Raw genomic sequence first — 14,590 nt, 5'->3', positions numbered from 1 at the left:
AAAATGGTTGCGAGCGAGGTCTGATGAAAATAATTTCCAATTAGAAATATTGTTTCCTCGTTTCCAGCCACTATCATTGCCACCTCCGGAATCAGCCCATCCGCCTTCTATGCAGAGCCTGAGCAACTATGTCATCGGCGACCTACAAGGTTGCGCCGAGCAATTTCAAACACTGTTGGCAACCGTCCCCCAGTCTGCCGACGCCGGGTTGATCCTCGCCGGCGACCTCATCAACCGCGGCCCCCAATCCCTGCAAACCCTGCGCACCGTCATGTCCATGGGCGAGCGCGCCCGTACCGTGCTGGGCAACCACGACCTGCATCTGCTGGCGGTGGCCTGCGGCATCCGTCCGATGCACAAGGACGACACGCTGCATGACATCCTGGATGCGCCCGACCGCGATGAGCTGATCGACTGGCTGCGCCGGCGGCCGCTGGCGATCTACGAGCAGGGCCACCTGATCGTGCATGCCGGGGTGCTGCCGCAATGGGACCTGGAGCAGGCGCTGGCGCTGGCCGGCGAGGTCGAGGCGATGCTGCAGAGCGAGCGCTGGATCGACTTCCTCACCCACATGTACGGCAACCAGCCGGCACGCTGGAGCGATGACCTGGCCGGTGATGACCGGCTGCGCTGCATCATCAATGCCTTCACCCGCGTGCGCTTCTGCCACGCGGACGGCACCATGGATTTTGCGGTGAAGGAATCGGCGGAGTCGGCGCCGGAAGGATTGATGCCCTGGTTCGAAGTGCCGGGGCGGCGCACCGAGGAGGTGACGGTGGTGTTCGGCCACTGGTCGACGCTGGGCCTGATGCTGCGCCCCAATCTGATCGCGCTCGATACCGGCTGCGTCTGGGGCGGCAAGCTTAGCGCGGTACGGCTTGAGGATCGGGCGCTGTTTCAGGTTGACTGTCCGCAGGCGAAGAAACCGGGCTGAGTTCCTCCAGCGAATAACCCAGGCCCGCGGCGACGACGGCGCGCGCGCTGCGCGCCAGGTCGCGGCGATGGGCGCCTTCGGTGGGGATGAGCGGCAGCTGCTTGAGCTCGGCGGTCATGCCGTCGGCCTTCAGGATCGCCAGGATGCTCTCGACGATGGTGGTCTCGCCGATGAAGTTCGCCGCCGGATGCAGGCTGCCGTCGCGCGCGGTGTAGCGCAGCGCGTACGGCTGCACCGGCGCCTTCGCATCGATCGCCGCCTCGAACAGGTTGGCGTGGAACGGCAGCAGCGTGCCTTGCGGCGCGGTGGTGCCTTCCGGGAAGAAGGCCACGTGCTCGCCCTTCTCTATGCTCTCCACCAATCCCTTGAAGATGCGACGCACGTCGCTGGCCTTGCCGCGCGAGATGAAGATGGTGCCGGTCTTGGCGCACAGCCAGCCGATCAGCGGCCAGCCGCGGATGTCGGACTTGGCGACGAAGCGGCAGGGCTGCAGCGAGTTGACCACGAAGATATCGAGCCAGCTGATGTGGTTGGCCACCAGCAGCGAACGCGGGATAGGTTGCGGACTGTCGATGCGGATGGCGATGCCGCAGATGCGCAGCAGCTTGCGCGACCAGCGGCGGATGTGCGCCTCCTGCCCCTTGGCGGACGTGAACGGGAACAGGAAGGCGCAGACCGCCATGCCCTTGAACAAATGCGCGATCAGGCGCAGCAGACGGAAAACGAACATGGCTTAAGCGGCTGGTTGGCTCGGATCGACGATCAGCGTTCGAAGGCGATATGACCGGAGACGACGGTCGCCCGGACCACGCCCGGCAGCTCATAGCCCAGGAACGGCGTGTGCTTGCCCTGGCTGGCCAGGGCGGAGCCTTCCACCTTCCACATCGCGTTGGGATCGAACAGGCACAGGTCGGCCGCGCTGCCCAGCGCCAGGTTGCCGGCCTTCAGGCCCGCCACCTTGGCCGCGCGGTGGGTGATCTTGGCGATCGCCTTGGACAGCACATCCTTGCCCTGGCCGTCGGCTTCCAGCGCCCACTTCAGCGACAGCGACAGCAGCAGTTCCAGTCCGGTGGCGCCGGGCGAGGCTTCGCCGAAAGGCAGCAGCTTCTCGTCGTCGTCGACCGGGGTGTGGTCGGAGCAGACCGCATCGATGGTGCCGTCCAGCAGCGCCGCGCGGATCGCCTCGCGGTCGCGCTGGGAGCGTAGCGGCGGGGTCAGGCGGGCATTGGAATCGAAGAAGCCGATGTCCAGGTCGCACAGGTGGATGTGGTGCACGCCCACATCGCAGGTGACCGGCAGGCCTTCGCTCTTGGCCTGGCGCACCAGCTCGAGGCCGGCGGCCGACGACATGCGGCACAGGTGCACGCGCGCGCCGGTGGCGCGCATCAGCTCGAAGAGCGTGTACAGCGCGATCGTTTCCGACATCACCGGCACGCCCGACAGGCCCAGGCGCGAGGCCGCCGGACCGCTGTGGGCGATGCCCGTGCGACCCAGGTGCGGATCCTGCGGGCGCAGCCAGACGGTGTAGTTGAAGGTCTTGGCGTATTGCAGGGCGGAGAGCAGCACCGTGGTGTCGGTGATCGGCTCTTCGGCCTGCGAGAAGCCGATGCAGCCGGCTTCGGTCAGCTCGGCCATTTCGGTCAATGCCTTGCCCTTGAGACCGGCGGTCAGCGCGCCCAGCGGGTAGACGTGCGCCTGGTTGAGCGACTTGGCGCGGTGTTTGAGCATCTCCACCAGACCGGGTTCGTCCAGCACCGGATCGGTGTCCGGCGGGCATACCAGGCTGGTGACGCCGCCCTGCACCGCCGCCTGCATTTCGGATTCCAGCGTGGCCTTGTACTCGTAACCGGGCTCGCGCAGGCGCGCCGACAGATCGACGAAGCCAGGCGCGACCACCAGGCCGGTGGCGTCGATCGTCTTGTTGGCGGTGAAGTCGGCCGGCGCCTGGCCGATGCCGACGATCTTGCCGGCGGCCACGTACACGTCCTGCTGGGCATCGATGCCGTTGGCCGGGTCGATCAGCCGGCCGTTCTTGATATGCAGTTTCATCAGTTCAGTATCTTCTTAACGAGTCGTCAAAACGTCGCTTTGTCTTCTTGCGCTTGCCCGGTTGCGGGCCTCAGTTGCCCGCCACGATGCTCATCACCGCCATGCGCACCGCGATGCCGAAGGTCACCTGCGGCAGGATCACCGCCTGGGCGCCGTCGGCCACGGCCGAGTCGATTTCCACGCCGCGGTTCATCGGGCCGGGGTGCATCACGATGGCGTCCGGCTTGGCCAGCGCCAGGCGCTCGGGCGTGAGGCCGTAGCTCTTGAAGAACTCCTGCGCCGACGGCAGCAGCGCACCGCTCATGCGTTCGTTCTGCAGGCGCAGCATGATGATGACGTCGACGTCCTTCAAACCTTCTTCCATGTTGTGGAACACGCGCACGCCCATCTGCTCCAGGCCGCCCGGCAGCAGCGTGCGCGGGCCGATGGCGCGCACTTCCGGCACGCCCAGCGTGGTCAGCGCATGGATGTCGGAACGCGCCACGCGGCTGTGCAGGATGTCGCCCACGATCGCCACGCGCAGGTTGGTGAAGTCCTTCTTGTAGTGGCGGATGGTGTACATGTCCAGCAGCCCCTGGGTCGGGTGCGCGTGGCGGCCGTCGCCGGCGTTGACCACGTGGACGTGCGACTGCTTCGTATCGATCAGGTGCTTGGCGATCAGGAACGGCGCGCCGGACTGCGCGTGGCGCACCACGAACATGTCGGCGTGCATGGCCGCCAGGTTGTCGATGGTGTCCAGCAGCGACTCGCCCTTGCTGGTGCTCGATGCCTGGATGTTCAGGTTGATCACGTCGGCCGACAGGCGCTTGGAGGCGATCTCGAAGGTGGTGCGGGTGCGCGTGGAGTTCTCGAAGAACAGGTTGAACACGCTTTTCCCCCGCATCAGCGGCACCTTCTTCACCTCGCGGTCGCCGATGCTGACGAAGGACGACGCGGTGTCGAGGATGTGGGTCAGGATGGACTTGGGCAGACCTTCAATGGTCAGCAGGTGTTGCAGTTCGCCGTTTTTGTTCAGTTGTGGATTAAGCATGGACCACCGTCAGGGAGAATCGGCCGTCGTCGGCGCGTTGCAGTTGCAGGTTTTCTTGTTTGGAAAGCGTGACCGTCTGGGCCAGGAAGTCGGCCGCGATCGGCAGCTCGCGCCCGCCGCGGTCGACCAGCGCCGCCAGCAGGATGCGCGCCGGGCGGCCGTAGTCGAACAGCTCGTTGATCGCGGCGCGCGTGGTGCGGCCGGTGTAGAGCACGTCGTCGATCAGCACGATGGTCGCGCCTTCGACGTCGAACGGGATCTGGCTGGGCTTGACGTCCGAGCGCAGGCCCTTCTCGGAAAAGTCGTCGCGGTAGAAGGAAACGTCGATGAAGCCCAGGCGCTCGACCAGCTTGAGCTCATCGGCCAGGCGTTCGGCCAGCCACGCGCCGCCGGAATGGATGCCCACCAGCGCCACGTTCTCGGCGCCCTGCAGGCCGGCTTTGATCTGTTGCGCCAGCGCCTGATACAGCGCTTCGGCGTCCAGCTTGGAAGGTGTTGTGCTCATGGATGTGCGTCGTCAAAGTATTGCTGCAAAATGATGGCGGCCGCCTGGTCGTCGATCTGCTCGCCGCGCTGCTGCGCGATCACGGCCGACGAGTAGCGCTCGTCGACCAGCGTCACCTCGACGCCGTAGCGGCCGTGCAATTGGTTGGCGAAGCGCCGGCAGCGCACGCTCATCTCGTGCTCGGCGCCGTCAGGATGCAGCGGCAGGCCGACCACGCAGCGCGCGGGCTGCCACTCGGCGATCAGGCGGGCGATGACGGCAAACTTGCCGTCGTTGGTCGGCTCGCCGATCACGGCCAGCGGCTGCGCCTGTTTCAGGCCGGTGTTGCCGACGGCCACGCCGATGCGCTTCAAACCGAAGTCGAAGGCCAGTACGGTCTCCATCTCCGATGAACCCTCAGGCGCGCCCGGCGTCGCCGGACAGCATCACCGGGTCGATCCCCAGCAAGGCCAGCGCGGCGGTGAATCGTTCGGCTACCGGCATCTCGAAGATGATGGCCGGGTCGGCCTTCACCGTCAGCCAGCCGTTGCGGCCCAGCTCATCCTCCAGCTGGCCGGCGCTCCAGCCGGAGCAGCCCAGGCTGACCAGCACGCGCTCGGGACCGTTGCCGTGCGCCACCGCCTCCAGCACGTCCTTGGAGGTGGTCAGAGCGACATCGTCGGTCACCTGCAGCGTGGACGAGAACTTGTCCGGGCTCGAATGCAGCACGAAGCCGCGCTCCACCTGCACCGGGCCGCCGAACATCACCGGACGGCGATATACCTCGGGCATGGCGTCGGGGGTGTCGGGCTTGATCTCGAGCTTGAGGTTGATGCGGTCGAACAGCACGTCCATGGTCATGTCGGTCGGCTTGTTGATGACCACGCCGAGCGCGCCGTTATGGTTGTGTTCGCACAGGTAGACCACCGTGCCGCCGAAGATCGGGTCCAGCATGGACGGCATGGCGATCAGGAAATGATTGGTCAGGTCCAGCTCGAGCGGCGGGCGGGTTTCTTCGCCGGCGTCGTCGTCGCCGGCCTCATCCTTGCCGGATTCGGCGGCGGCCGTCTGGCGGCGCGACTTGGAGGAACGGAAAGGATCGAAAGTGCCAAAGGAATCCACGGATTCGTCGAAATCCTCGGCTGAGAGGCTAAAGGGAGAATTACGTCTCTTGATCATCCCTCCATTTTAGCAGTTTTGGCCGCCGCCCCGCGCGCCGGCGCGGGTAAAAGCCCGCAATCGCGGGCCGGGCGGCTTGCCATGGCGTCAACTTCCCGCCAGCAACGTCGCCACCGCCGCGCGCGCCTGCCGCCCCAGGTCGGCCAGGTCCAGGCCAGGAATGGCGTCGTCGCGCACGATGTCGCGACCAGCTACCAGCAATGCCTTCAGGAAAGGCCGGCCGCCCGAGGCCACCGGGCCGATGGCCGGGTCGTGCAGCCCGAAGTAGCGCGGGTCGTCCAGGCGATACAGCGCGATGTCGGCCTGCTGCCCGACCCGCAGCCCGTCCAGCGCCTCCAGGCCGAGCACCCTGGCGCCGCCGCTGCTGCCCCAGCGCACCACATCCTCCACCGTGGCCTCGTCGGCGCCCTGCTCTCCCGCGCCGCCGCGACACGCCGGCGTCGCCAGCTGGCCGCCGCGGGCGCGCTGCATCAGCCAGGCGGCGTGGGTCTCCGAAATCATGTCGGCCGCCTCGTTGGACGCCGCGCCGTCCACGCCGATGGACACCGGCACGCCGGCCGCCTCCAGCGCGCGGATCGGCGCAATGCCGCTGCCCAGCCGGCCGTTGCTCTGCGGACAATGGGCGATGCCGGTGCCGGTCGCGCCCAGCAGGCGGATCTCTTGCTCATCCAGCTTCACCAGATGCGCGAACCAGACGTCGCGCCCCAGCCAGCCGATGCGTTCGCAGAACTCCACCGGCGAGCAGCCGTGCATGGCCTGCGCGCTGTCCTGGTAGCCGACCGTCTCCGACAGGTGGCTGTGCAGGCGCAGGCCCAGCTCGCGCCCGGCGGCGGCGATCTCGCGCATCTCCTCGGGGCCGGCCGAGTACAGCGGCGTGGTCGGCGCCATCACCACGCGCCGCATCGACGACGGCGAAGGATCGTGGAAGCGCCTGGCCAGGCGTCCCATGTCCTGCAGGAAACCATCCAGCTTCTCCGGCCGCAGGGCGCTGGGCAGCTCGGCCTCCAGCTGGCGCGTACGGGTGGCGGTGCCGCGGCAGAGCACGAAGCGCAGGCCGAGCCGTTCGGCCTCCTCGAACAGGATCTCCGAGGTGTCGAAGGGCATGCCGGGGTAGTACAGGTAGTTGTGGTCGGCGATGGTACCGCAACCAGAACGCAGCAGCTCGACCATGCCGATGCGCGCGGCCAGCCGGAACAGCTGCGCGTCGAATTTGGCGCGATAGCGATAGGGCGTGGCTGCCAGCCAGGGCGTGAGCGTGGCGTTGATGCCCAGCGGGTCGCCCTTGAGCAGCGACTGGAACAGGTGGTGGTGGGTGTTGACCCAGGCCGGATAGGCCACGCAATCGGTGGCGTCCAGCACGCGCTCGCCGGGCAGCGGCGCCAGCCTGCCGATGGCGGCGATGGTGTCGCCGTCGATGCGCATGTCGGGCCCGGCATGGCGCGCGGCGCTGCCGGGCAGGCCGGTCATGATGGCCTGCAGGTTTCTGATCAGGAGGGTGCTCATGGTGTGTCTTCTCCAAAAACGGGCTCAGCCCATCTCGCTCTCGTGCCATCCGGCCAGCATGGCGCGCGACAAGGCGCTCATCATCCAGAACAGCAGGATGCCGGTCAACGTGATCAGCAACAGCGCCGCGAACAGGCGCGGGATGTTCAGCTGGAAGCCCGCCTGCAGGATCTGGTAGGCCAGGCCCGAACCGGTGCCGCCGGTGCCGGCCACGAACTCGGCCACCACCGCCCCGATCAGCGCCAGCCCGCTGGAGATGCGCAGACCGCCGAAGAAGTACGGCAAGGCGCTGGGAATGCGCAGCCGCCTGAGCGTCTGCCAGCGCGTCGCCTTGTTCAGCCTGAACAGGTTGAGCAGGCCCGGGTTGACGCTGCGCAGCCCCAGCGTGGTGTTGGAGATGATGGGGAACAGCGCCATGATGGTGGCGCACACCGTCAGCGCGGCCGTGGTGTCCTTGACCCAGATGATGATCAGCGGCGCGATGGCGACGATGGGCGTGACCTGCAGGATGATGGCGTAAGGGAAGAAGCTGATCTCGATGAAGCGGCTCTGTACGAACAGGAAGGCGATCGCCACGCCCAGCAGCACCGCGAACGCGAAGGCCAGGAAAGTGATCTTCAGCGTCACCAGCAACGAATCGAGCAGCATGCCCCAGTCCGAGGCCAGCGTCTTGCCGATCACCGCCGGCGTGGGCACCAGATACGGCGGAACCTCGAGCAGGGTGCACACCACCTGCCAGGCCAGCAGCAGGAACACGCCGATGACCAGCGGTGCGGCCACGCGCCAGAAGCCGGGCCGATTGATGAGCGGCTGCGTCATGGTCTTAGTGTTCATGGCCGCCTCCTTGCTGGTTGGCCAGCGTCAGGTAATCCGACAGGGTCTTGCAATACTGCATGAACGGCGCCGAAATCCGGAAGGCCTCGTCGCGCGGGCCCGGCGCGTCGATGGCGACATCGGCGATCACCCGCCCCGGGCGCGCCGCCATCACGATCACGCGCGAAGACAGGAACACCGCCTCGTAGATGCTGTGGGTGACGAACACCACCGTCAGGTCCTGCCGGCTCCAGATGTCGCGCAGGTCGGCGTCCAACCGGTTGCGGGTGAATTCATCCAGCGCGCCGAAGGGCTCGTCCATCAGCAGCAGGTTGGGCTTGGTCGCCAGGGCGCGGGCAATCGAGGCGCGCATCTGCATGCCGCCCGAAAGTTCACGCGGCAGCACCTGGTGGAAGTTCTCCAGCCCCACCAGCTTCAGGGCCTCGCGCACGCGCGGCTCGCTCTCGGCGCGCGGCATGCCGCGCAGATCCAGCGGCAGGCGCGCGTTCTGCTCGACGCTGGCCCAGGGCATCAGCGTGGCTTCCTGGAACACCATGGCCAGCGTGCGCTCCGGCGTGCCCACCGTGGCCAGGTTCTTGCCCCACCAGCGGATGTGGCCGTGCGAGGGCTCCTCCAGCCCGGCGAACATCTTCAGCAAGGTGCTCTTGCCGCAACCGGAGGGACCGAGCAGCGAGACGAACTCGCCGCGCCGGATATCCAGCCTCACCTCGTCCAGCGCGCGCGTGCCGTTGCGGTAGGTCTTCTCCACCCGCTGCGCCGAGAGCACCGGCGCCTCTTCGCCGGCGCCCGTGTCTTCCCATGCCGCGGCCTGCGACATGGCGTGATCGTCTCTGTTCATCATGGCTCCTTGCCCGGTAAGGTGGCTTGCGTTCAACGATAGAGATTGGTGTCGCTGCGGAAGACTTCCGACTCGCCGTGCTCCTCCAGCAGCTGCAGCAGCATGCGGCGCATGATCAGGCCGGGGCGGTCGGAGGTCATGTGGAATTCCTGGCGGCGGCGCACGTCGATGCAGGCGTCCGGATCGGTGGCCTCGAGGATCTCGCGGTCTTCCACCAGAATGGGCGCGTCCCAGGCCACCAGCTCGGCCTCGGGGCAGTCTTCTTCGGTGTCGTTGCGGTACAGCCATTGCGACAGCATGATGGCGCCGTCGTCGATGGGCGTGGCGCAGTTGTAGATGATGTGGTGGCGGCCGCTCTCCGGATACTGGCAACCGAAGCGGCGCACGAACGGCAGATACCAGCGGTTGAACATGTGGCGCACCGTGGTGTCGGCCTCGGTGCCGGTGACGCGGTAGCTGGCCGGCACGTTCTTGATCGGCACCCGGGTTTCGGCCTCGAAGCCGTAGTCGGTCTCGTTGATCTCGTACTTCTCCGGCTTGGGCTGGTCGTACATGCCGAAGGTGGCGCGGTGCACGTAGCTGAAGTGGGAATTGTCGAAGGAGTTCTCCATCATGCGCAGCGCGCTGGTCTCCCAGCGCTCGTAGAACTGGAAGATGCGCCGATAGCCCGGCGCGCCGTCTTCGGGAAAATCAGGAATGTCGCGCAGCGGGTCCTCCAGCGCCACCCACACGTAGCCGTAACGCTCCTTGCAGTGGTAGGCCTTGACGCAGGCGCCCGAAGGCACGCTGCCGTCCACGCTCTGCGGCACGCGCACGCAGGCGCCGGCGCCGTTGAAGGTCCAGCCGTGATAGCCGCAGACGATGTTGCCGTTCTCGACGAAGCCCTTGGAAAGCCTGGCCGTACGGTGACAGCAGCGGTCCTGCAGCGCGGCCGGCGCGCCGTCCTCTTTCAGCCAGACCACGATCTTCTCGCCCAGCAGCGTGAACGGCTGCGGGCCGTCCTTCAGTTGCGAGACCGGCATGAGCGCGTACCAGAACTTGCGCAGGACTTTTTGTTGGGTGACCAGCATGGTGGTGCTCCTTGCTTGTTGCCCGGCGGAGATCTTCCGCCTGACGGGCCCCGGCCGGCGCGCCAACACGGTCGCCTTCGCCGGGTGATGCATGAAATTCCTAGGCCGGCGCGCTTGCCGCGCCGAAGGTCTCGCGCACTTTCATGTCGAGATAGTCGCCGATGGTGCACGGCGCATAACGCGCCGGCCTTGCGGCCGAACAGCAGCCGGGCAGGCAGGCCACGGTGCAGGCCTGGTCGCCGTCCTGGAAAAAGGGCAGCGAATAGCGCGGCGCCGTGCCGCCATTGAGCACGCGGTGAAAATTGCTGTGATAGAGGTCGTTGCTCCAGCGCTGCAGCAGGTCGCCGATGTTGACCACGAAGCTGCCGCGAATCGGTGCGGCGCGTATCCACTCGCCGTCGGCATTGCGCACCTCGAGGCCGCCGATGTCGTCCTGCGCCAGCAGCGTCACCAGGCCCCAGTCGGTATGCGCGCCGGCGCCGATGCGGTTGTCCTGCGCGCCTTGCGGCTGCGGCGGATAGTGCAGCATGCGCTGGGTGGCGATGGGCGTTTGCAGTACCGGCTCGAAGAAGTCTTCCTCCAGCTGCAGCGACAGCGCGATCACCGACAGCAAGCGGTGCGACAGCGCGCGCAGCGCGTCGTAGTAGCGGCGCGAATGCGCCTCGAAACCGGGCAACTCCGCCGGCCACAGGTTGTGGCCGTAGCGCAGCAGGCCACGCTGCACGTAGGGATGGTCGGGCGCGATGTCGAAGCCGAACTGGAAGCCCTCCTTCAGGTCGGCCGGGGAACCCTCGTCCAGCGCCTGCGCGCCCATGCGCTCATAGCCGTAGCCCGAGGGCGAGCGGCGCATGTCGATGGCCGACTTGCCGGCCTGCGGCAGCGCAAAGAAGCGCCGCGCCCAGTCGAACTGGCCGTCCACCAGCGCCTGCGGCACGCCGTGGTTGACGATGTAGAAAAAACCGACGTCGCGCGAGATCTTGTGGATCTCCCAGGCGACCGCTTCACGCCGCGCCTTCTCGGGAGAAAAGGCGTCCGCGAAATCGATCACCGGAAGCGTGCGCGCAGTGGCTGGCGGGGTGTAGGGAATCATGGCGTCCTCACGCTGGCGGGAAGCGGCGCCGGCCGCTTCCCTTCACATCAAGGCATGACCTTCATGTCCTTGACGAACTGGGTGGTGTAGGCCTTGCGGTAGTCGGTGCCGGCCTTGAGCAGGCCGGTGGCGACCATCACGTCGTAGGTCTGCTTCCAGCGCTCGTCGGTCATCACGCCGATGCCGTACTTGGCGGCGTCGCCGCCGGTGACCACCTGCAGCTCCTTCAACTTGGCCACCGCGTAGGCCAACTGTTCGTCGCTCATGTTCTTGTTGTCCTGCTTGATCAGCGCGTTGGCCGGCGCCGGATCCTGCAGGTAGCTCTTCCAGCCTTCGGCGGTCGCCTTCACGAAGCGCTGCACCAGGTCAGGCTTGGCCGCGACCGTCTTCTGCAGCGTGATGATGGTGGTGCCGTAGGGCGGATAGCCGTCCCTGGCGAACAGGAAGAACTTGCTCTTCATCCCGGCCTTGTCGGCCTGGAACAGTTCGGACGAGGGATAGGCCTGCTGCGCGATGTTGGGATCGGCGAAGAAGGGTTGCAGGTTGAAGGTATACGCCTTGGACTGCGCGTCGCTGTAGCCGTACTTGGACTTCAGCCAGGGCCACCAGCTGGCCTGCCCCGAGCCCGCGACCAGGATGGTCTTGTTCTTCAGCCCGCCCAGGCTGCTGACGTCATCATGCGTCATCATGCCCTGCAGGTCGGACTGGAAGGAGGTGCCCACGGTCACCAGCGGCAAGCCCTGCTCGACGCCCTTCATCACGGTGAAGTCGTAGCCCATGCTGAAGTCGGCCTGGCCGGCCACCAGGATCTGCATGTTGTTGACCTGCGGGCCGCCCATCTTGATGGTGACGTCCATCCCGTACTTCTTGTAGATGCCGGTGGCCACGGCCTGGTAGAAGCCGCCGTGCTCGGCCTGCGCATACCAGTTGGAGAGCAGCGTGACCTTGTCCTCGGCATGGGCCGACGCCGGCGCCGCCAGCTGCAGCGCCGCCGCGCCCAGCAGCGCGCCGGCCGCGCGCAGGGTACGCCGCATGAATGTCCGTTTGTCCATCGCCTGCCTGCCTTGCGCTTGCTTCTTCATAGCCTTCCTCTCTCGGTGGGTTGATGTGGTTGCGACAATCCAAAGGTGATTCAGAGATCCAGCACCAGCCGCGCGCCGGCGCAGCGCGAGACGCAGGGCATGATGCGGCGTCCCGACGATTTCTCGGCGGCGCTAAGCACGCTGTCGCGATGCTCGGGAATACCTTCCAGCACGGCGCTTTCGCAGCTGCCGCAAAAGCCCTCGCCGCACGAGGTCGCGATCTGCACGCCGGCCCGCGCGGCGGCGGCCACGATGCTCTGCCCGGGCGGCACCACGCAGCTCACTCCCGAGCGCTGCAGCACCAGCTCGAACGCGCCGTCGGCGCCCGCCAGGTCCACCGGGGCCGCCGCGTTGCCGCCCGGGGCCGCGAACAGTTCGAAATGCACATCGGCATCGCGCCAGCCGCGCCGCTGCGCGCAGCGGCGCGCGGCGTCGATGAAGGGCGCGGGACCGCAGAGGTAGAGCGGTGTGCTGATGGCGGCTGCGGCCAGCGCCGCGCCGATGGCGGCCTCGGTTTCCACCGTATCGAGACCCAGGTGCAGCGACAAGCCTGCCGGCATCGCCGCCAGTTCGTGGAAGAAGGCCGCATGGCCGAGGCTGCGCGCGAAGTAGTGCACGCGATGGCGCCGGCCGCGCTGCGCCAGGTCGGCCGCCATCGCGTAGATCGGCGTGATGCCGATGCCGGCCGCCAGCAGCAGCGGCGCGCGCGCGTCTTCTTCCAGCGCAAACGCGTTGCCCGGCGGCGCCGCGAGCAGGAAATCGCCTTCGCGCACCTTCGCGTGCAGATGCGCCGATCCGCCGCGCGAGGCGGCTTCGCGCTTGACGGCGATGAGGTAGCTGTCGCGTTGCTGCGGGGTATTGCACAGGGAATAGCTGCGCGCGAGCTGGTCGGCCAGATGCAGGCGGAGGTGGGCGCCGGGTGTCCACGGCGGCAATGCGGCGCCCTCCGGCGCGCGCAATTCGAACAGGCGGATGTCGGCCGCGATGTCGCGCACCTCGGCCACGCGCAGGCGCAGCAGCGCGGCGCTGGCGTCGGCGCGAGCCTCGACGGCGGCGTCGGCGACGGCATTCATCGCGCGCCTCGCGACAGCGACAGGGAGACAGGGGAGAAAAGCACGGCCACAGGAGATGGCGCAGTGAAGTAGCAAGCTCGATGGGCGTTCATGGTCTCGTGTCCTATGAATTGCACAGGACCATCGGGGCAATCCGATGGCGTCACGAGCAATGCCCCGCAAGCCGGTGTCTGAACCGACCGCTAGCCGCTTCTACTCAACGATCGATATAGCAAAGCGCGTGCCAGTCCACGACGGCGCGTTTTGCGCCTGATACACATGTGTTTTCACGCGCACGCAAAGAAAAAGGGACGGAAATCTCCGTCCCTCGCGGCGGCGGCCGGCACAATTTGGTGCGCGCCGCCTTGATCTGCATCAGAGGCGCACCATTGCGATGCCGCCTCCCGGATTGCCCGGATCAGATCACGCCGTGGCTCTTGAACCAGGCCACCACATGCGTCCATGCGTCCTTGGCGTCAGCCTCGACGTAGCTGGGACGGTAGTCGGCATTGAAGGCGTGGCCGGAGTTCGGATAGACATGGAACTCCGACTTGTTGCCGGCCTTGGCCAGCGCTTCCTTCATCTGCTCCACGGTGGACACCGGGATGCCCTGGTCCTTGCCGCCGTACAGGCCGATCACCGGCACCTTCAGCGTGGGCGCGATGTCGATCGGCTGCTGCGGGAACAGCCCGCTCTTGTCGCCGACGATGCGGCCATACCAGGCGGCGCCCGCCTTGACCTTGGGATTGTGCGCGCTGTACAGCCACACCACGCGCCCGCCCCAGCAAAAACCGTTGATGCCCAGGCGGCTGATGTCGCCGCCGTTCTCGCCGGCCCATTTGACGTAGGCGTCGATGTCGCCCATCACCTGCTCGTCGGGCACCTTGGAGATGATCTCCTTCTGCAGCTCGGCAATCGAGGTATAGGCCATCGGGTTGCCCTGGCGGATGAAGAAATCCGGCGCGATGGCGAGATAACCGAGCTTGGCGAAGCGGCGCGCGATGTCGGCGATATGCTCATGCACGCCGAAAATCTCCGACACCACGATCACCACCGGCAGGTTGGTCTTGCCTTCCGGCTGGGCGCGGTAGGCCGGCACGCGCTGGCCGTTGACGGTGATGGCCACTTCGCCCGCGGTCAGGCCGGCGGTGTCGGTCTTGATCATGGTCTGCGCGCACACCGGCAGCACGGCAGCGGCGAAGCCGGTGCCCAGCGCGGTCTTGATGAAGGCGCGACGGTCGGGGGTGGCGGGCAGGCTGCTCTGGCCGAGCAGGCTGTCGAGGTCTTTGCGGAAATCGTTCATCGGGTTCTCCGTGATTCAGTCGGTTTGAGTCGGTTGTCGTTGTCGCCGCGCCGTCGGCCGAAGTCGAGGCCGGGCGCGGTGTGCTGCTCGTCACTGCTGAAAGAATCGTTGCCGGAATGCTGGCTGGCGGCGCCGCGCGCGG

At 66.9% G+C, this 14,590-nt stretch carries 15 protein-coding genes; 1 reads left to right on the top strand and 14 read right to left on the bottom strand.

Going from position 1 to position 14,590, the window contains the following annotated elements; translation table 11 throughout:
* The first annotated feature begins 118 nt into the window (after positions 1–118).
* Positions 119–934 carry a symmetrical bis(5'-nucleosyl)-tetraphosphatase gene (locus CEJ42_RS19660; protein ID WP_088752346.1) on the top strand — a complete coding sequence of 272 codons (816 nt, stop codon included), beginning with the start codon at positions 119–121 and terminating at the stop codon, positions 932–934.
* On the opposite strand, the gene CEJ42_RS19655 is transcribed toward CEJ42_RS19660, so the two are convergent.
* From CEJ42_RS19655 to CEJ42_RS19590, 14 genes are all read right to left on the bottom strand, one after another.
* The gene (locus CEJ42_RS19655; RefSeq protein WP_088752236.1) at positions 864–1,664 is read right to left on the bottom strand and encodes a lysophospholipid acyltransferase family protein; all 801 of its coding nucleotides are present in this window, start codon (positions 1,662–1,664) and stop codon (positions 864–866) included. The genes CEJ42_RS19660 and CEJ42_RS19655 overlap by 71 nt on opposite strands.
* Positions 1,665–1,696: 32 nt before the next feature.
* Positions 1,697–2,983 carry a dihydroorotase gene (locus CEJ42_RS19650; protein WP_079216982.1) on the bottom strand — a complete coding sequence of 429 codons (1,287 nt, stop codon included), beginning with the start codon at positions 2,981–2,983 and terminating at the stop codon, positions 1,697–1,699.
* Between the two features lie 70 nt (positions 2,984–3,053).
* Positions 3,054–4,013, bottom strand: coding sequence for an aspartate carbamoyltransferase catalytic subunit (locus tag CEJ42_RS19645; protein ID WP_079216983.1), 960 nt, complete (start codon positions 4,011–4,013; stop codon positions 3,054–3,056).
* Complete coding sequence (gene pyrR, locus CEJ42_RS19640; protein WP_088752235.1) at positions 4,006–4,518, bottom strand: bifunctional pyr operon transcriptional regulator/uracil phosphoribosyltransferase PyrR; 513 nt, start codon at positions 4,516–4,518, stop codon at positions 4,006–4,008. The genes CEJ42_RS19645 and pyrR overlap by 8 nt, the downstream gene beginning before the upstream one ends.
* A complete protein-coding gene (gene ruvX, locus CEJ42_RS19635; RefSeq protein WP_079216985.1) occupies positions 4,515–4,901 on the bottom strand; it encodes a Holliday junction resolvase RuvX in 387 nt (128 codons plus the stop codon). Before ruvX ends, pyrR begins: the two co-directional genes overlap by 4 nt.
* Positions 4,902–4,914: 13 nt before the next feature.
* Positions 4,915–5,676: a YqgE/AlgH family protein gene (locus CEJ42_RS19630; protein WP_175354760.1), complete on the bottom strand. Its 762-nt coding sequence runs from the start codon at positions 5,674–5,676 to the stop codon at positions 4,915–4,917.
* Positions 5,677–5,763: 87 nt separating this feature from the next.
* Complete coding sequence (locus CEJ42_RS19625; protein ID WP_088752234.1) at positions 5,764–7,179, bottom strand: amidohydrolase family protein; 1,416 nt, start codon at positions 7,177–7,179, stop codon at positions 5,764–5,766.
* Between the two features lie 24 nt (positions 7,180–7,203).
* Positions 7,204–8,013 (bottom strand): ABC transporter permease, encoded by an 810-nt coding sequence (locus CEJ42_RS19620; protein WP_420840786.1) that lies wholly within the window; start codon positions 8,011–8,013, stop codon positions 7,204–7,206.
* Entirely contained in the window at positions 8,003–8,851 is an 849-nt protein-coding gene (locus CEJ42_RS19615; protein WP_088752345.1) for an ABC transporter ATP-binding protein, read from the bottom strand. The genes CEJ42_RS19620 and CEJ42_RS19615 overlap by 11 nt, the downstream gene beginning before the upstream one ends.
* Positions 8,852–8,883: 32 nt before the next feature.
* Complete coding sequence (locus CEJ42_RS19610) at positions 8,884–9,921, bottom strand: aromatic ring-hydroxylating dioxygenase subunit alpha (protein WP_079216990.1); 1,038 nt, start codon at positions 9,919–9,921, stop codon at positions 8,884–8,886.
* Positions 9,922–10,021: 100 nt separating this feature from the next.
* Positions 10,022–11,011, bottom strand: a complete 990-nt coding sequence (locus CEJ42_RS19605) for an isopenicillin N synthase family dioxygenase (RefSeq protein WP_088752232.1) — start codon at positions 11,009–11,011, stop codon at positions 10,022–10,024.
* Positions 11,012–11,058: 47 nt separating this feature from the next.
* Complete coding sequence (locus CEJ42_RS19600; protein WP_088752344.1) at positions 11,059–12,063, bottom strand: ABC transporter substrate-binding protein; 1,005 nt, start codon at positions 12,061–12,063, stop codon at positions 11,059–11,061.
* An 80-nt stretch (positions 12,064–12,143) separates the two neighbouring features.
* Positions 12,144–13,166, bottom strand: a complete 1,023-nt coding sequence (locus CEJ42_RS19595; RefSeq protein WP_088752231.1) for a PDR/VanB family oxidoreductase — start codon at positions 13,164–13,166, stop codon at positions 12,144–12,146.
* Between the two features lie 397 nt (positions 13,167–13,563).
* Positions 13,564–14,448: a dienelactone hydrolase family protein gene (locus CEJ42_RS19590; protein ID WP_088752230.1), complete on the bottom strand. Its 885-nt coding sequence runs from the start codon at positions 14,446–14,448 to the stop codon at positions 13,564–13,566.
* Positions 14,449–14,590 lie beyond the last annotated feature (142 nt).

The organism is Herbaspirillum robiniae (assembly GCF_002213415.1).
Lineage (GTDB): Bacteria > Pseudomonadota > Gammaproteobacteria > Burkholderiales > Burkholderiaceae_D > Herbaspirillum > Herbaspirillum robiniae.
Note: the sequence above shows the minus strand (reverse complement) of the source record. Positions and strands in the feature narration are given on the sequence as shown.